The sequence below is a fragment of the Pedobacter sp. ASV12 genome, assembly GCF_016429155.1.
Taxonomy (GTDB): domain Bacteria; phylum Bacteroidota; class Bacteroidia; order Sphingobacteriales; family Sphingobacteriaceae; genus Pedobacter.
Map to the genome: position 1 here is coordinate 15267 of NZ_JAELUC010000040.1, position 17903 is coordinate 33169.

Genomic DNA, 17903 nt, shown 5'->3' on the forward strand with positions numbered 1-17903 from the left:
GCTAGTATTCGATTTTAAAATTCAGTAATTCTGGCTTATCTAAAGCTTCGAGCATATCCAATTTCAAGGTAAACTGCTTTTTATCGGCCGACAGTACTGCATTCGGATTTCCCGTACTTTTAGCGGGTCGTGGCAGGTTAACCACAACAGTACTGGTCATTTTCATATTCATCCCCTTCATCAATTCGAAAGCCTGCTTGTCTTTATCTTTCTTGGCGGCCAAAACATCAAGTTTGATCATTCGGCCAAAAGTATTGGGCGTAATCACATAATCGTACTCTTTGTTCTTAAAGGGCACATCAGGTTCTTCACCGGCCTCTGCAGGCAGGCCTTTCGGCTTCATGATGTCGCCAATTTTGCCCTTTTGAAGCAATTCTCCAAAATTGCTCACGAAATAGCTGAGCTCATCGGCAGACTTTCCCTTGTTCATAAAATCAAGCTTGAATACGCCTTCGCTCAAATTCAGTTGCATGTGCACATCGCTTTGTTTCATCAGGTTAAGCTCTGCTGGGCTAAATCGTTGCTTTAAACTATCAGGCATACTGCCCAGGTTAACCAAAGTATCTTTAGATTCTTTATATGCCTTACTCTGCTTTATAGAATCGGGTGTCATCGCCGCTACCATTTTAAACAACCGCCCCATATCCAGGTTATAATTAACAGCATAAGAGCCATCTGCATTGAGGTTATAGGTTTCTTCAACATCAAAGCAAGAGCTTAAAAACAGGCAGAAAACAACTAAAACAAGGAGGGATTTAATTTTCATCATCGGTTAAATATTGCTTTAGCAAGATACACCTATTCGCATAAAGCACATAATTTTAGTAAATTTGCCGAAATTTATGGCACATCAAATACCAGAAGACGGCACATTGCTTCCACTCATGGAAGAATTCTATACCATACAAGGCGAGGGATTTAATACGGGAAAAGCGGCTTATTTTATCCGCTTGGGCGGTTGCGACGTGGGTTGCCATTGGTGCGACGTGAAGGAAAGCTGGGATGCCGAACTGCACGCCTTGACTGCTGCCGACGATATCGTGGCCAAAGCCGTAACCTATCCCGGAAAAGCCGTGGTAGTAACCGGCGGCGAGCCCTTGATCTATAACTTGGATTACCTCACCAAAAAACTGCAGGAACAAGGTATACTGACTTTCATTGAAACTTCCGGCGCCTATCCGCTTTCGGGGTCTTGGGACTGGATCTGCCTTTCGCCCAAAAAATTCAAGGCACCGCGACCAGACATCACTCCTTTTGCCAACGAGCTTAAGGTGATCGTATTCAACAAAAGCGATTTCGATTGGGCCGAAAAATACGCGGCTACCGTTTCGCCAAATTGCAAGCTGTATTTGCAACCCGAATGGTCGAAAGCCAAAGAAATGACACCTTTGATTGTTGACTATGTAATGGCCAATCCGAAGTGGGAAATCTCCCTGCAAACGCACAAATTCCTCAACATTCCTTAATTAATTCGAGATTTTATTTACATTAGTCTATTACCAAGTGGCAATGGGCTAATGAATAAATACCTGATCTTGTTTTTATGCTGTTTGATGGCTTTGGCAACAAAAGCCCAAAATTCTGCCGTAAAAAAGGCCCAAAATAGTTTTGACGATGCCCAGCAATACCTCAGGCAAAACATCTACGACGAGGGCATCAAATATTTGGAAGAAGCCGTAAAAGCCGATCCCAAATTTCAGCTGGCCTACATCCAGTTGGGCGATGTGTACCGCAGGATGAAAGACCATGGAAAAGCTAAGGCAAACTATGCCAAAGCAGTAGCATCGGCACCTACCGTTGAAGCAAGGGTTTATTATGTGCTGGGCGAAAGTGAGCTTCTGACCGGAGATTATGCCAATGCCAAAAAACATTTTGAAAGCTATAAGCAGCAATATACCGGCGCTGACCAAGACCTGGTTAAAAAGGCCACTAAATATATTATTGATTGTGATTTTGCCGTCGCAACCCTCAAAACCCCCGAAAAGTACGAACCCATTAACATGGGCTTTTACATTAACAGTGCCAACCGCGATTATTTTCCGGCATTAACCGCCGATGGACAGACCATTATCTTTACCCGGGTGGTGGATGGCAATGAAGATTTTTATGTCTCAACCAAAAAAAACAACGAATGGCAAAAGGCACAGCCCCTGAGCAACAACATCAATACGCCAAACTATAACGAAGGGGCGCAATCGATCTCTCCAGATGGCAAATACCTGTTTTTTACGGGTTGCAACCGCCCCGATGGCATGGGCCGATGCGACATCTATGTGTCGAGAAAAGAAGGCAACGATTGGGGAAAGGCCATTAACCTGGGCAAAGTGATCAATTCGGAATATTGGGAATCGCAGCCTTCCATCAGTCCTGACGGGAGCACGCTTTATTTTGTAAGCAACAGACCGGGGGGCTTGGGTGGCTACGATATCTGGAAAAGTACGCTTACCGACGAAGGGCAATGGACCGAGCCGATTAACCTGGGTCCCAATATCAATACGCCTTACGACGAGAATACACCTTTTATGCACGCCGATGGCAAAACGCTTTACTTTTCTTCCGACGGCTGGCCCGGCTTGGGCAACAAAGACATTTTTTACAGCCGGATGAACAACCAGGGCGAGTTTGCTAAGCCTATCAATTTAGGCTACCCGATCAATACCTTCAACGAAGAGATTGGGCTTATTGTTACTGCCGATGGCACAGAAGGCCTTTTCTCTTCGAACATAGACAACGGAGGCTTCGGCGACTTGGATATTTATCATTTTCAAATGCCCGAAAAGTACAAGCCTTTGCCGGTTACCTACGTCAAGGGAGTGGTCAAAGACAGGGAAACCAAACAATTGCTCGAAGCCAATGTAATGGTTATCGATTTGAAGACCAATAATACGATGTTCAACGATTTTACATCGAGCGAAACCGGCGATTTTTTAGCGGTAATGCCTATTGGAAGCGATTATTCTTTTAATGTAGAGGCAAACGGCTATCTGTTCTACTCGCAACATTTCGAACTGAAGGCCGCTAATGCCAATAAGCCTTACGAAGTGGAAATTTTAATGGATAAAATCAAGGTGGGCGGCGAAGTAACCCTACACAATATCTTTTTCGATACCAACAAATACGAACTCCTGCCCGCTTCGATGGTTGAATTGCATCTCCTAGTGGAATTGCTCAAAAACAACGAAAACGTGGCCATAGAAATACAAGGCCATACCGATAATGTGGGTGACGCCAAAATGAACGAGAAACTATCGGAAAACCGCGCAAAGGCCGTTTACGATTTTCTGGTTAAAAACGGAATTGCCACCAAGCGCCTCACGTTTAAAGGCTACGGCGAAACCAAGCCTCGCTTTGACAACAGCACCGATGAAGGTAGACAACAAAACCGCCGAACAGAATTTAGAATAACCAAAAACTAGCCATGCCACAAAATTTCAACAACCACAAAAGGTTCAGTCCGCCTTACCATTTCTTTACGGTTCCCTTAATCTTTACCGGATTGGGATTTTCAGTGTACGCCTTTGTAAAAACGCCAGACCTCACCCATGGATTAATTGTACTGGCCTTTTTGCTCATCGGCATCATTGGACTTTTTGCCCGTTTCTTTTCGCTTCGTGTACAAGACCGCGCGGCCAGGGCCGACGAACGGCTGCGCTATTACATCCTCACGGGAAAAATGCTTCCAGCGACCTTGAGAATGGGACAAATTCTGGCTTTGCGTTTTGCCAGCGACGAAGAATTTGCAACCTTGGTTGACCAAACATTAGCCGAACAGCTTTCGCCCACCGAAATCAAAAAAGCCATTAAAAACTGGCGTGGCGATTACCATAGGATTTAATGAGTTTAGATTTACGATTTTGGATTGGTCCTCTATCGAAAGTATCATTGGCTCAAACCAATGATTGGCATTCGATCGTTAGGAATACCGGATTGCCAAGCACTTTAAATAACCGCTTGCCTAATTCTAACCAGTTTCACCAGTAAATCTTCTAGCAATGCCAAATTGAGCATATTTGCGCCATCAGATTTGGCATTGGCCGGATCAGGATGCGTTTCGATGAACAAACCATCAGCACCTACAGCAATAGCCGCCTTGGCAATGGTGGTAATCAGCTCAGGCTTGCCACCGGTTACGCCACTGCTTTGGTTAGGTTGTTGCAAAGAGTGCGTACAATCCATGACCACCGGTACGCCAAAACCTTGCATTTCGGGCAAGCCACGATAATCTACAATCAGGTCTTGATAGCCAAAAGTATTGCCACGATCGGTTAAGATCACTCGGTTATTGCCCGAATCGTTGATTTTCTCTACAGCAAACTTCATCGAACCCGCCGAAAGGAATTGGCCTTTTTTTACGTTCACTACTTTGCCGGTTTGCGCTGCTGCAATCAGCAAATCGGTTTGCCTGCACAAAAAAGCGGGAATTTGCAGTACATCAACATAAGCGGCAGCCATAGCTGCCTCTCCGCTCTCGTGGATATCGGTTACGGTAGGCACATCGAAAGTCTTGCCTACTTTTTCCAAAATCTTCAAGGCTTTTTCATCGCCAATACCGGTAAAGGAACTGCCTTTGCTCCGGTTAGCCTTACGGTACGAACCTTTAAAAATATAGGGGATATTCAGCTTATCGGTTAGGGTTACGATTTTCTCTGCAATGCGCAGGGCAATTTCTTCGCCTTCGATAGCACAAGGGCCAGCCATTAAAAAGAAGTTGTTTGAATCTTGGTGTTTGAGTTTTTCTATGTTTAGCATCTTGGGATTTTAGATTTTAGATCTACGATTTTAGATTTCTGATCGAGGATTTCAGATCGAGAATAGTTCCTAAATCTAAAATTGCAACCGTAAATCGTCAATCTTAAACCGTAAATTAATTAGTTTCCTAGTTCTGACATGAATTTGATACGCATCAATTGTATCTCTTCACGGGTATAATCATTTTCGCCCAAATCGCTCAGGGCATCGTCAATCGAATCGTTATCGGCCGCACGAAAATAATCAAATACCTCGTCTTGCCTGTCTTCATCAATGATTTCATCAACAAAGTAGGAAAGATTTAGTTTGGTTCCCGAATTCACGATGGCTTCAACCTCCTTTAAAATATCAAAATAAGTGAGGCCTTTCGAGCGGGCAATATCCTCCAAGCCAATCTGACGGTCAATATTTTGGATAATCGAAACTTTAAGTGCCGATTTATTGGCTTGGGTTTTAATGACTAAGTCAATCGGTCTTTCGATATCATTATCGTCCACATATTTTTTAATGAGCTCGATAAAAGGTGCGCCAAATTTGAGTGCCTTGCCATTGCCTACTCCCGAAATCTGTTTCAGCTCATCCATGGCAATCGGATAATGCGTACACATTTCTTCCAGCGACGGATCTTGGAACACCACAAAAGGCGGTACGTTTTTCTGCTTGGCAATTTTCTTGCGCAGGTCTTTCAGCAAGCCCAGCAGCTGCGTATCCAATGCACCCGTCCCTTGTTTTACCTCCTCTTCATCGTCTTCGCTTGCATTATCCAACTGCTCGTTGAGGATAAATTTGAGGCTATACGGGTTTTCTATAAAATCCTTGCCTATTTTAGTAAGGTGCAACAATCCGTAGTTGTCAATATCCTTGGCTACAAAATTGTTCAGTACGGCTTGCCTGATCAGCGATTTCCACAACAGTTCGCCATCTTCTTTGCCCTGTCCAAATTCGGGCAGCTTGTTTTGCTCGTATGCAATGGTTTGGGCCGTTTCGTTGCCCATAAAGATATTGAGCAAATGCGCATCGTCAAATTTCTGTCCGGTGCTCTCGATCAGTTTCAACAAGGTAAGCAAATGCGTTTCGGCTTCGAATTGTTGTTTGGGCTTCTTGCAGTTGTCGCACATGCAGTTACAACCGGTTTCGTTAAAGTTTTCGCCAAAGTAATGCAGGATCTGCTTACGGCGGCAAACGCCCGATTCGGCATAATCGATTACTTCTTTGAGTATCTGGGTACCAATTTCGCGTTCAGATACCGGCTTGTCTTTCATAAACTTGGCCAGCTTATCAACGTCTTTTTGCGCATAAAAGGCAATACAAACGCCTTCTCCTCCATCACGACCGGCCCTACCTGTTTCCTGGTAGTAGCCTTCCATGCTTTTCGGAATATCATGGTGGATCACAAAACGCACATCAGGCTTATCGATCCCCATACCAAAGGCAATGGTAGCCACAATCACTTCTACATCCTCCATCAGGAACTTGTCCTGGGTTTCGGCACGCACTTTGGGCTCTAAACCAGCGTGGTAAGGCAAGGCTTTGATGCCGTTAAGATTCAAGCTTTCCGCTACTTCCTCTACCTTTTTGCGGCTCAGGCAGTAAATAATGCCCGATTTACCGGTATTGTACTTGATGTAGCGGATCATTTCCTTGATTACGTCGCGCTTAGGGCGGATTTCGTAAAAAAGGTTAGGCCTGTTAAACGACGACTTGAACAAGGTTGCATCCGTCATTTGCAGGTTTTTGATAATGTCTTGCTGTACTTTTGGCGTGGCGGTGGCCGTTAGCGCAATAATCGGGATTTCTTCTCCCAAGCCTGTAATCACCTGTCTGATTTTTCGGTACTCGGGCCTAAAATCGTGGCCCCATTCCGAAATACAATGGGCTTCGTCAACCGCCACAAAAGAAATTTTGAGCAAACGCAAAAACTCTACGTTTTCCTGTTTGGCCAATGATTCTGGGGCTACATATAATAATTTGGTCTGTCCGTTCAGCAAATCGCTTTTTACCTGGGTAATTTCGGTTTTGTTGAGAGAAGAATTCAGAAAATGCGCAATACTATCGCTGCCGCCAAAGGCCCTCAACTGATCCACCTGGTTTTTCATCAGGGCAATCAGTGGCGAAATCACGATGGCGGTACCCTCGCTCATTAAAGCCGGCAACTGGTAGCAAATTGATTTGCCTCCGCCCGTAGGCATGATTACAAATGTGTTTTTGCCTTCTAAGATATTGGTAATAATGGGTTCCTGATCTCCCTTAAAATTGTCGAAACCGAAAAAAGTTTGCAGGTTATCAAACAACGACTTTTTCACGTCCATTTTTTGTGTCAAATATTCTGTGCTATTATTGTTCAAAATAACATAATTTTGCAGTAATTGAAAGCATTAATATACTAATAAATTCTCTTTGAAAAGTAAAAAATCGATTATCGAAATAGCTGTTTCAACACTTAAGTTAGAATCAGATGCCATTTTAAACCTTTTACAACACGTTAACGAAGATTTTGTAAAGATTGTTGACCTGATTTTAGAGAGTAAAGGAAGGGTAATTGTTACAGGAATAGGCAAAAGCGCCATCATTGCCCAAAAAATTGTTGCAACATTTAATTCTACGGGAACTCCTGCTATCTTCATGCACGCCGCCGATGCCGTACACGGCGACCTGGGCATGATCCAAAAAGACGATATCGTGATGTGCCTTTCCAAAAGTGGCAACACGCCCGAAATCAAGCTATTGGCTCCCTTGTTAAAACAGTCGGGCAATGTGTTGATCGGCATGCTAGGTTCGGTGGATTCTGATTTAGCCAAACAGGCAGACCTTATCCTTAATACCAGCGTAGAAAAAGAAGCCTGTCCGCATAATTTGGCTCCAACCACCAGTACTACGGCACAGTTAGCTATGGGCGATGCCCTGGCCATCTGCTTATTGGAAGCCAGGGAATTCAACACCGAAGATTTTGCGCGTTACCATCCCGGTGGCTCACTGGGCAAACGTTTGTACCTCAAGGCCGGAGATCTGGCGCTTAAAAACGAAAAACCAAGCATTTCGCCTTCGGCATCTGTAAAAGATGTCATTATTGAAATTAGCAAAAACCGTTTGGGCGCCGTTGTTGTTATTGCCGATGACAATATCTTGGGTGTGATCACCGATGGCGATATCAGAAGGATGTTAGAAAAGCATACCAACATCGAAAACATTACGGCCACCGACCTGATGAACCGCAATCCCAAGAAAATTGACAAAAGCGAATTGGCCCTGCTTGCTTTAGAGGTAATCAAAAAGAACAACATTACGCAATTGCTCGTTACCGAAAACGGGCATTATTATGGAATGATACATTTACATGACCTTTTGCAGGAAGGAATTATTTAATTAAAGTCTATCTTAGCTACATGAATAAAAACAACTACGCATTAATCATGGCTGGTGGCGTTGGTAGCCGTTTTTGGCCAGTCAGCAGAACCGAATTCCCTAAACAGTTCATTGATTTTTTCGGCGTAGGAAAAACGCTTATTCAAAGTACTTACGATCGATTTTTACAGATATGTCCAGCGGAAAACATATTTATCGTAACCAACGAGCTTTATGTAGACCTGATCAAGGAACAGTTGCCTGCCTTAAGCGAGAACCAGATTTTGGCAGAACCCATTATGCGCAATACGGCACCCTGCATTGCCTATGGATCGATGAAGATCGCCGAACTCAATCCTGATGCCGTCATCGTAGTAGCCCCATCCGACCATACCATAGCCAACCAAAAGGAATTTGTACGGGCCATCGAACAATCGATGGAGGCCGCTGCCCAAAACAAATGCCTCATCACGCTAGGCATTAAGCCCAACAGGCCCGATACCGGCTATGGCTATATCCAATACATCGACGAAGTGCTGGAAAGCGACGGCAGCATTCACAAAGTGAAAACCTTTACAGAGAAGCCCAATTTAGAACTGGCGCAGTCGTTTATTCAAAGCGGCGATTTCCTCTGGAATGCAGGCATTTTCATCTGGTCGGCCAAAGCCATTGCCAGTGCTTTCGAAAAGCATTTGCCCGATATGCACGACATTTTTAGACAGGGTACGCCTTTTTACAATACTGCCAACGAAATTACCTTTATCGCCAATGCCTACCTGCAGTGCACCAATATTTCGATCGATTTCGGAATCATGGAAAAAGCAGACAATGTGTATGTACTGCCTGCCGATTTTGGCTGGTCTGACCTGGGCACTTGGGCCTCTATTTACGAAATGGCCGAAAAAGATTATGTAGGCAACGCCGTAATCCCTTCTAAACAGGTCATGATGTTCGATTCATCCAACTGCATGGTCAATGTGCCTGAAGAAAAACTCGTGATTTTACAGGGCCTGCACAACTACATTGTGGTCGAGGCGAACAACACTTTGCTCATCTGCCCGCGTTCGGAAGAACAAAATGTAAAAAACATTGTAGCCGACGTCAAAGCGAAATTTGCCAATAAGTTTATTTAGCATTTTAACCTCAGCGTATTCGCTAAGTGCTTTCGCCACTTTTGTCTCTTCAAGGTTAGGAATGCGCTTAACATTTAACATGATCAAATGGAAAACCAGCTCGTTATTAAACCCGCTAGCTTGGACGATGTAGCTACTTTACAACTTTTTGAACAGCAAGTAATTGCAGCCGAGAGACCTTTTACCAATAACATCAGGCCCGAAAAAGTATATTACTACGACCTTAAAACCTTAATAGAAAGCGAAAATAGCCATTTGGTAATTGGTTACCTCAAGGGTATTGCAGTAGCCAGTGGGTACATCAGAATTGAAAAATCCAAGCCCCAGCACCAACCCGACTACTACGCCTACTTGGGTTTTATGTACGTAGATCCGGCTCATCGTGGCAAGGGACTGAACAGCCAGATTTTAAACCATTTAAAAAACTGGGCAAAAGAAAGAAACATTTCCAAGCTTAAGCTAGAGGTTTATGCCGAAAACCAAAACGCCATTAATGCCTACAAAAAATTCGGCTTTAACAACCATATGCTCGAAATGGTGATGGATGTCTAGATGGAAGGTGGAGTTGGCAGTTTTCAGCTTACAGTTGGTAATGATCGGTTAACCGCAAAAAAAGAAACGCTTAACTCCTTAGCCAGCGTTCAACTCAACATTAAGGCATTCCGTACAACAGCCCCTTTGCTGCTCTTAAACGTATAAGGTGGTAAAAATCCAACCCAAAGAAACCTCACTAAACCGTTCGCTGCCTCACTGCTTCGTACAAAATCACTCCAGCTGCCACTGATACGTTTAATGATTCTATTTTACCTGCCATCGGGATTTTGGCCAAATGGTTGGCTACCCTTAACAAGTCGTTAGCGATACCCTCGTCTTCCGACCCCATGATAATCGCTGTTGGCAAGGTATAATCGGGCACATAAATCAGATCGTTGGTTTTTTCGGTACAAGCCACCAGTTGCAGGCCGCTATCCTGCAAAAACAAACAGGTTTTATGCAGATTCGAATGCCTGCAAATCGGAATGCTGAACAATGCCCCTGCCGAAGTCTTTATCGCATCGGCATTGATTTGGGCCGCATTTTTTAAAGGCACTACAATGGCATGCACCCCCACGCAGGCCGCCGTACGGGCAATAGCCCCCATGTTGCGCACATCGGTCACGCTATCGAGCACCAAAATGAGCGGCGTCTCCCCTTTTTCGAAAATAGCGGGAATAAGGTCTTCTATATTCTGGTAAGTTATTGGCGAAATTACCGCAATCACCCCTTGGTGATTTTTGGTGGTCATTCTGTTCAATTTTTCGATCGGAACCGAGCTTAGCGGAATAAGCGATCCAATAAGCAACGACTTAAGCTCCAGGAACAAAGGACCGCTCAAGCCTCGCTGCACGTAAATGGTTTCTATATCACGGCCAGCCTTGATGGCTTCGATAACGGCCCTTATGCCAAATACGAATTCGTTGTTTTCTTTTGCTCTTTGCGGTCTTCTAAAATTGTCCATAGTGATTAATAAAGGCACAAAAGTACGCTAAATAAATGAATCGGCGCCGGGCTTATCCACAATAAATTGTTCAAAAATAATTTAGGCAAAAAAATCAACATATTTAGCTTCAACTTGTTAACAAACAACTGAAAACTTGTACAAACAAAAGGCAAAGTTTTGTCTATTTTTGTTGCTATGAGTCTCGATAACGAATCACAAGGTCAGGGGAAATTTTCAACTTCGGCAAGAAAAAACAGGTTTACAACACCATCGGTAAGTACAATGGGCAAAATACCACCACAGGCTACCGATTTGGAAGAAGCCGTTTTAGGCGCTTTGATGCTGGAAAAAGATGCACTTTCAACCGTAATCGACATCCTGAAGCCTGAGGTTTTTTATCACGAGGCCCACAAAAAGATTTTCGAAGCCATCCAAACGCTTTTCCAAAAGTCGAAACCGGTTGATATATTGACCGTAACAACAGAAATGCGCCAAAATGGAACACTAGAACTTGTTGGCGGTGCATTTTACATTACCAATTTAACCAATCGTGTGGCTTCTTCGGCCAATATCGAGTTCCACGCCCGTATCATTTCGCAAAAATACATCCAGCGCGAACTGATCAGGATTTCTACCGATATCATTACCAATGCCTACGAAGATACCACCGATATTTTCGATTTGCTGGACCAGGCCGAGAAAGGCCTTTTTGATATTGCCCAAAACAACTTGCGCAGAGATACGCAAAAAATGGACGAGATCATCAAGCAGTCTTTGGCTACTTTAGAAGAGTTGCGTACCAAAACCGATGGTTTAACCGGTGTACCTTCGGGCTTTACCGATCTGGACAGGATTACCGGTGGCTGGCAAAAATCGGATTTGGTGATTATTGCGGCAAGGCCGGCAATGGGTAAAACAGCCTTTGTATTGAGCTGTGCCCGTAATGCTACCGTCGAGTTTAAAAAGCCCGCCGTAGTTTTCTCGCTAGAGATGTCGTCGGTACAGTTGGTTAACCGTTTGATTTCTGGCGAAACCGAGATCGAACAAGAGAAAATCAGGAAAGGAAACCTGGCCGAATGGGAATGGCAGCAGCTGCACAGCAAAATTGGCAGTTTAAGCGAAGCCCCTCTCCTCATCGACGATACTCCAGCCCTGAATATTTTCGAATTCCGCGCCAAATGCCGTAGGCTCAAATCGCAATACGACATTCAAATGATTATTATCGATTATTTGCAGTTGATGCACGGTAAAGGCGAAGGCGGCGGTAACCGCGAGCAGGAAATTGGCAGTATTTCGAGGGCACTTAAATCGGTAGCCAAAGAATTGGACGTACCGGTATTGGCGCTTTCGCAGCTGAGCCGTGCCGTGGAGAGCAGACCTGGACCAAACGGCAAAAGGCCAATGCTATCCGATTTGCGTGAATCGGGATCTATTGAGCAGGATGCCGATATGGTACTTTTCTTGTACAGACCAGAGTATTACGGCATTACCGAAGACGAAAACGGCAGATCGATGGCAGGCGTGGGCGAAGTAATCATTGCCAAGCACCGTAATGGTGAAACCGGTATCGTACCGCTTCGCTTTATCGGTAAATACGTGAAATTTGCCGATTTGGAAGACAGTTTTGCGCCAAATTCAATTGGTTCCGGAAGCTCAAGCGCAGGTATGCTACCTTCTGGTTCATTTGATAGTTTTCAGGGCATTCCTCCAAATCAAGGAAATGTAATCATTAGACCATCTAGCATGAACGATATGCATGACGATGAGCCACCTTTTTAGCAACTAGCCATGGATTAAAAGATTTTTTCTTCGATCCTTAGAAAAGACATTAGATAAAATACCCCAGTACAATCCCTACCAGCACAATAATCGGCGGGCTTATCTTGGTAAAATTGAGCACAAAAAAGGTTCCTATCAAGATAGAAATAGGCAATGCGTTAAATCCGACCGGCTTGACCAGCAACATAAAAGCGGCGATAATAAAGCCCACACTTACGGCATTAATGCCCGAAAGCGAATGCTTAATGCGGCCTATCTTCTTTAAATCGTCCCAAAAGGGAACAATAAACAACACCAAGATCAATCCAGGTAAATTAATGCCCAGCACGGCCAATACGCCACCCAAAGCCTGTCCGGTTACGCCATAATGCCCATGCTTCATGCTCAGGGCACCCAGATAGCTCGTAAACGAAAATGTTGGCCCTGGCAAAACCTGTTGCAAGGCATAGCCCGAAATAAAATCAGATTGCAGCAGGTAATGTTTCGACTGTACAAATTCCGTAAACATCAAAGGCACCAGAACCTGTCCGCCGCCAAACACAAAAATACCGTTACGGTAAAAGTTCTCGAACAGCCTAATCGGCAAACTGAACGGCGATGTACGGTTAATAATAGCCCCTAGTAAGGCCATAAACACCATAAAGCCAATAAAATAAGTCAGTTTTCGTGGATTGATATTTGATAATAACCTTACCCTAATTTGGGTTTCTTCACTGGGCGTACCAATAGCCGACGAAACCATGCCACCAATTAAAATGGCCATCGGAAAAACATAGGCGTTTCTCAATACCAAGGTAGCCACCACTGCCGAAAAGGCCAAAAACACAGACAGCTCTGTAGTTAGCACTTTTTTGGCCAAGTTAAAAGCCCCATAGGCCACAATGCCCAGGGCAATGGGATGGATATATTTGAGGATTTCGACAAATTGCTGCTTTTGATCCAGAAAGCCATAACTAATAGCCGCCAAGGTCATGATGGCTGCTGAGGGCAAAATCCAGATCAAAAAGGAAATGATGGCCAGTTTTAGCCCGCCTACTTTATAGGCAATGCCCACCAATGTTTGCGTAGAGGCCGGCCCGGGCAGTACTTGGGCCAAGGCATTGAGTTCCAGTAGCTCTTCTTCGGTAATGTATTGGGTGTTTTTAACAAAATAGCGCAACAAGAGCGAAATATGTGCCTGGGCGCCACCAAAGGCGGTAAAGGTGAAAACAATTACACTCCTTAAAAATAAAAGTTGCCTTTTTGCCAATGTATGTTCAGTTAATCATCTTCGTAATCAAGACCTGCCGCGCTGTTGTAGGCGCCTTGCAGCTCCGAAAGTGCATGCATATCGCGTTTGCTCCTTGCCGTTTGCATCCCCTGCTGATAAATGGCTATCGCCTTGTCTTTTTCTCCCTGTTTTTCGTACAGCTTGCCCAGGTGGTAATAGGTACCAACATAGCTCGGATGTTCGTTTACCAGTTTCAGGTAATAGAAAAAAGCATTTTCTATGTCATTTTGTGAGTTATACTCGGTAGCCAAAGCGTATAATATAAAGCTGTCGTTAGGTTCCTGCTCTAAAAATTCCAATAACTTGGTCAAACGCGCGTTTTGCATTTTAAATCCCTGCTTTTTTAATTAGATTTGCAAAAAGACAATTTAAAGAATCTATACTTCGCTAATTGTAAAAATCTGGCTAAATATAGGTTCATTACCCTTAAAACAAATGTAAACGTATGAAAATATTAGTTTGTATCAGTAACGTGCCCGACACCACTACAAAAATAACTTTTACTAACGATAATACACAATTCAATACCGCAGGCGTACAGTTTATTGTCAACCCTTACGACGAGATTGCACTGTCGAGAGCCATAGAACTTTGCGAAGGCGGCAAAGGTACCGTAACCGTTATTAATGTGGGCGAAAGTGCTATAGAACCTACAATTAGAAAGGCATTGGCCATTGGAGCCGATGATGCCGTAAGGATAAACGCGGCACCCAGAGATGCTTATTTCACCGCATTTCAGATTGCCGAATATGCCAAGAGTAACGAATTTGATATGATTTTGTGTGGCAGGGAGTCTATCGATTACAATGGATCTCAAGTAGCGGCCATGATCGGCGAGTTTTTAGATATCCCTTCTATTTCTATCATTAAGAAATTAGATTACGACGGCACTACGGCCACCCTAGAGCGCGAAATTGAAGGTGGCAAGGAAGTACTGAGCGTAAGTGGCAAATTTGTAGCCAGTTGCGCAGAGGGCACGGCCGAAGCCAAAATCCCTAACATGAGAGGCATCATGTCGGCCAGAACCAAGCCTTTGCAAGTGGTAGAAGCCAAAGAAATCGAAGAACTGGGCAAAGTAACCAAGTTTGAAACCCCTGCTCCTCGCGGCGCGGTAAAATTAATTCCGGCCGAAAATGCCGAAGAATTAATCGCTTTGTTGCACTCCGAAGCCAAAGTTATCTAAACCACGCCTAATTAACTGAATTATAACATTTAAAATTAATCTCCAAGAGATTTCAACCATAACACTATGTCAGTATTAGTATATGTAGAACACGCCGACGGCAAATTCAAAAAATCTGTTTACGAAGCGGTATCTTATGCCAAAGCGATTGCTAACCAACAAAACACCAACCTTACCGCCATTTCTATTGGCAATGTAGCCGAAAGCGAATTGAAGGAACTGGGCAAATATGGCGCAAGCAAGGTTTTGAATGTAACTGCCGATCAGTTGAAAAACTTTGTTAACCAAGCTTACGGCGCTGTTATCGCCGAAGCGGCCAAAAAAGAAAATGCCGACATTGTGGTATTATCCAACTCTTTTTCAGGCAAGGGGTTAGCGCCTAGAATTGCAGTAAAGCTTCAAGCCGGATTAATTGATGGCGCAGTAGAGCTGCCAAATTTTGACGGTGGCTTTTCGGTGAAGAAAACCGCTTTCTCGGGCAAGGCTTTTGCCATTACCACCTTAACTTCGGCCAATAAGATTATCGCTTTAAATCCGAACGCATTTGGCGTAAAAGAAAATCCCGTGGATGCCACCATCGAAGCCTATAGCCCGGCAATCAAGCCTACAGACCTGACTGCTATAGTGAAGGAAATCGTAAGGGCAACCGATAAAGTATCGTTACCTGATGCCGAATTGGTGGTATCGGGTGGCCGTGGCTTAAAAGGTCCTGAAAACTGGGGAATGATCGAAGAACTGGCCGATTTGTTGGGCGCCGCTACCGCTTGTTCTAAACCCGTTTCTGATGCCGATTGGAGGCCACATTCTGAACACGTAGGCCAAACCGGTATTGCCATCAGTCCTAACTTGTACATTGCCATCGGTATTTCTGGTGCCATCCAGCACTTGGCAGGTGTAAGTTCTTCAAAAGTGATCGTGGTCATCAACAAAGATCCAGAAGCGCCGTTCTTCAAAGTGGCCGATTACGGTATCGTAGGCGATGCCTTTGAAGTGGTGCCCAAAATTATTGCTGCATTGAAAGCCCATAAAGGATAACATTAAATAAAAGAACCTAACAGGCTTGCAAAAAGCTTGTTAGGTTTGTTTATATATGAAAAAAGTAAAACTTGATATTGTTGGTTTGTCTTATAGCCAAACCCAGTCTGGAGCTTATGCATTGGTGCTTGGCGAGGTGAACGGACGCAGGCGGTTGCCGATTATTATTGGTGCTTTTGAGGCACAGGCCATTGCCATCGAAATCGAAAAGATGACCCCTACCCGCCCGTTAACGCACGACCTGTTCAAATCGTTTGCCCAGGCTTACCAAGTAGAAATTACAGAAATCATTATTTATAACCTGGTCGACGGCGTTTTCTTTGCCAAACTGATCTGTACAGATGGTAAAACCACTCAAGAAATTGATGCGCGTACTTCTGATGCCATTGCCTTGGCGGTCAGGTTCAATGCGGCTATTTATACCTATGAGTTTATCCTTTCTTCGGCAGGAATTGTAATTGAAGGAAACGATTTTCTCTTTCTCGAAAACATGGATTCGATTGCCAAGGAACACAGTTCTGAAGATGTGCCCACCTCTATTCCCAATGCCGGAGGCTACCATTCGCTAAGCTTGGAAGAACTGCAGCAGAAACTGGAAGAAGCTTTGGCCGAAGAAGCCTATGAAAAAGCAGCCCGAATCAGGGACGAAATCAACAAGAGAAACAGCCAGTAACATTCCCATATTTTCCTCATGAAAAATATCGTTGCCGGCATTGCAATCTTTCTCTTTTGGTTTTTACCGGCTTCGGCGCAAAACAATCCGCATACTTTATTATGGGAGGTCTCCAAAAAGGGACAAACCAACAAATCGTATTTGTTTGGTACTTTTCATGAGGTTAATCCCGATTTTTTCGATTCTATTAAAATCGCAAATGAATACTTGATAAAAAGCAAACTCCTGTTGGTAGAAGCCTACGAGCCAAACATCAATGGCGAACGGAAAACACCCATATATACTTGGAACAAAGCCAAATGGGATTCCTTGCTCAACACTACGCAACAAGAAAAATTCGATGCCTATATCAAAAGCATGTACGGCGACGAAGAAATGTATAAATCTTCTCCTCAACTACTGACTTTCTTATTGTTACGAAACTATTTTCAGGGCATTTGCGATACGGTAAACAGAAAATCTTTTGAAGTAATGGACAATCGGATTATCGATATTGCGCTAAAAAGTAAATTGGAAGTGAAAGGTTTGGAGATGAATCAGATCAACATGATCAATACTAGCTTTAAAACAGATATTGCTTTGTCTGATACATCGAGTACGAACATGATCCTCAAGCTGATGGATTACATCAGCACCGCCAATACCCGCACCGAAATTGCCAAAGTGCTATTTGACTACAAGAAATTCGATGTCGACTACCACTTCCAGGTCATCTCAGATTCAACTGAACAGTTTCTCACTGCAAGAAATAACAATTGGATGAAAGCCATTCCAGATTACTTGACTGCTAAACCTTGCTTTATAGCCGTTGGCTTTAGGCATTTGACGTTAAAAAACGGGTTAATTCAGCAATTACGAAAATTAGGCTACACCGTTGAACCTGTTAAAATCTAACTCAAAAACACACTACACTATTGAATACGCCTTTTCTTTTTCGACAAATTTTAGCTGCATTGTAGCTAATGTTTTAAAATAATTATAACTTACAGCTAATTTAAAACTAAGCAACTAAACCGTATTTATGAATATTAAAATTCGTTTGACCATAATGAGTTTTTTCCAATTTTTTGTGTGGGCTGCCTGGCTCATTACCATTGGAAACTATTGGTTCGGCACCAAACAATGGGCTGGCGCTGATTTTGGGATCATCTTCTCTACCATGGGGATTTCCTCGCTCTTTATGCCAACCATTACGGGTATTATTGCCGACAAATGGCTCAATGCCGAAAAACTATATGCCCTGTCTCTTATACACATCT

17 protein-coding genes and 1 pseudogene are annotated in these 17903 nt (G+C 43.8%); 12 read left to right on the forward strand and 6 right to left on the reverse strand.

Annotated features, from left to right (window positions below):
* Position 1: 1 nt before the first annotated feature.
* Positions 2–766 (reverse strand): hypothetical protein, encoded by a 765-nt coding sequence (locus tag JHD69_RS11170; RefSeq protein WP_199140310.1) that lies wholly within the window; start codon positions 764–766, stop codon positions 2–4.
* Positions 767–842: 76 nt separating this feature from the next.
* Between JHD69_RS11170 and JHD69_RS11175 the strand changes: the two genes are divergently transcribed.
* From JHD69_RS11175 to JHD69_RS11185, 3 genes are read left to right on the forward strand one after another with little or no spacing between them, the layout of a single operon-like run.
* Complete coding sequence (locus tag JHD69_RS11175) at positions 843–1466, forward strand: 7-carboxy-7-deazaguanine synthase QueE (protein WP_199140312.1); 624 nt, start codon at positions 843–845, stop codon at positions 1464–1466.
* Positions 1467–1517: 51 nt separating this feature from the next.
* Entirely contained in the window at positions 1518–3416 is a 1899-nt protein-coding gene (locus JHD69_RS11180; protein ID WP_199140314.1) for an OmpA family protein, read from the forward strand.
* A 2-nt stretch (positions 3417–3418) separates the two neighbouring features.
* Complete coding sequence (locus JHD69_RS11185; protein ID WP_199140316.1) at positions 3419–3835, forward strand: DUF6526 family protein; 417 nt, start codon at positions 3419–3421, stop codon at positions 3833–3835.
* A 104-nt stretch (positions 3836–3939) separates the two neighbouring features.
* Here JHD69_RS11185 and kdsA read toward each other — a convergent pair whose 3' ends face one another.
* Both kdsA and recQ read right to left on the reverse strand, forming a co-directional pair.
* Positions 3940–4749 carry a 3-deoxy-8-phosphooctulonate synthase gene (kdsA, locus tag JHD69_RS11190; protein ID WP_199140318.1) on the reverse strand — a complete coding sequence of 270 codons (810 nt, stop codon included), beginning with the start codon at positions 4747–4749 and terminating at the stop codon, positions 3940–3942.
* 119 nt (positions 4750–4868) lie between these two features.
* Complete coding sequence (gene recQ, locus JHD69_RS11195) at positions 4869–7058, reverse strand: DNA helicase RecQ (RefSeq protein ID WP_199140345.1); 2190 nt, start codon at positions 7056–7058, stop codon at positions 4869–4871.
* Positions 7059–7146: 88 nt separating this feature from the next.
* On the opposite strand from recQ, the gene JHD69_RS11200 reads away from it, so the two are divergent.
* The 3 genes from JHD69_RS11200 to JHD69_RS11210 all read left to right on the forward strand — a co-directional run bounded on the left by JHD69_RS11200 (position 7147) and on the right by JHD69_RS11210 (position 9776).
* Positions 7147–8112 (forward strand): KpsF/GutQ family sugar-phosphate isomerase, encoded by a 966-nt coding sequence (locus JHD69_RS11200; protein WP_199140320.1) that lies wholly within the window; start codon positions 7147–7149, stop codon positions 8110–8112.
* Positions 8113–8132: 20 nt separating this feature from the next.
* Complete coding sequence (locus JHD69_RS11205) at positions 8133–9224, forward strand: mannose-1-phosphate guanylyltransferase (protein ID WP_199140322.1); 1092 nt, start codon at positions 8133–8135, stop codon at positions 9222–9224.
* A gap of 87 nt (positions 9225–9311) precedes the next feature.
* Positions 9312–9776 carry a GNAT family N-acetyltransferase gene (locus JHD69_RS11210; RefSeq protein WP_199140324.1) on the forward strand — a complete coding sequence of 155 codons (465 nt, stop codon included), beginning with the start codon at positions 9312–9314 and terminating at the stop codon, positions 9774–9776.
* 178 nt (positions 9777–9954) lie between these two features.
* Here JHD69_RS11210 and rlmB read toward each other — a convergent pair whose 3' ends face one another.
* Positions 9955–10722, reverse strand: a complete 768-nt coding sequence (rlmB, locus tag JHD69_RS11215; RefSeq protein WP_199140326.1) for a 23S rRNA (guanosine(2251)-2'-O)-methyltransferase RlmB — start codon at positions 10720–10722, stop codon at positions 9955–9957.
* A gap of 177 nt (positions 10723–10899) precedes the next feature.
* On the opposite strand from rlmB, the gene dnaB reads away from it, so the two are divergent.
* Positions 10900–12483 carry a replicative DNA helicase gene (gene dnaB, locus JHD69_RS11220; protein WP_199140328.1) on the forward strand — a complete coding sequence of 528 codons (1584 nt, stop codon included), beginning with the start codon at positions 10900–10902 and terminating at the stop codon, positions 12481–12483.
* 49 nt (positions 12484–12532) lie between these two features.
* On the opposite strand, the gene chrA is transcribed toward dnaB, so the two are convergent.
* Both chrA and JHD69_RS11230 read right to left on the reverse strand, forming a co-directional pair.
* A complete protein-coding gene (chrA, locus tag JHD69_RS11225) occupies positions 12533–13732 on the reverse strand; it encodes a chromate efflux transporter (protein WP_199140330.1) in 1200 nt (399 codons plus the stop codon).
* Positions 13733–13743: 11 nt separating this feature from the next.
* Positions 13744–14064, reverse strand: coding sequence for a tetratricopeptide repeat protein (locus JHD69_RS11230; protein WP_370583481.1), 321 nt, complete (start codon positions 14062–14064; stop codon positions 13744–13746).
* Positions 14065–14198: 134 nt separating this feature from the next.
* On the opposite strand from JHD69_RS11230, the gene JHD69_RS11235 reads away from it, so the two are divergent.
* The 5 genes and pseudogenes from JHD69_RS11235 to JHD69_RS11255 all read left to right on the forward strand — a co-directional run.
* Positions 14199–14936: an electron transfer flavoprotein subunit beta/FixA family protein gene (locus JHD69_RS11235; RefSeq protein ID WP_199140334.1), complete on the forward strand. Its 738-nt coding sequence runs from the start codon at positions 14199–14201 to the stop codon at positions 14934–14936.
* A 66-nt stretch (positions 14937–15002) separates the two neighbouring features.
* Positions 15003–15971, forward strand: coding sequence for an electron transfer flavoprotein subunit alpha/FixB family protein (locus JHD69_RS11240; RefSeq protein ID WP_199140337.1), 969 nt, complete (start codon positions 15003–15005; stop codon positions 15969–15971).
* A gap of 55 nt (positions 15972–16026) precedes the next feature.
* Positions 16027–16644 carry a bifunctional nuclease family protein gene (locus tag JHD69_RS11245; RefSeq protein WP_199140339.1) on the forward strand — a complete coding sequence of 206 codons (618 nt, stop codon included), beginning with the start codon at positions 16027–16029 and terminating at the stop codon, positions 16642–16644.
* Between the two features lie 18 nt (positions 16645–16662).
* Positions 16663–17538, forward strand: coding sequence for a TraB/GumN family protein (locus tag JHD69_RS11250; RefSeq protein WP_199140341.1), 876 nt, complete (start codon positions 16663–16665; stop codon positions 17536–17538).
* A 127-nt stretch (positions 17539–17665) separates the two neighbouring features.
* Positions 17666–17903 (forward strand): annotated as a pseudogene (locus JHD69_RS11255) (MFS transporter); the annotation flags it as partial.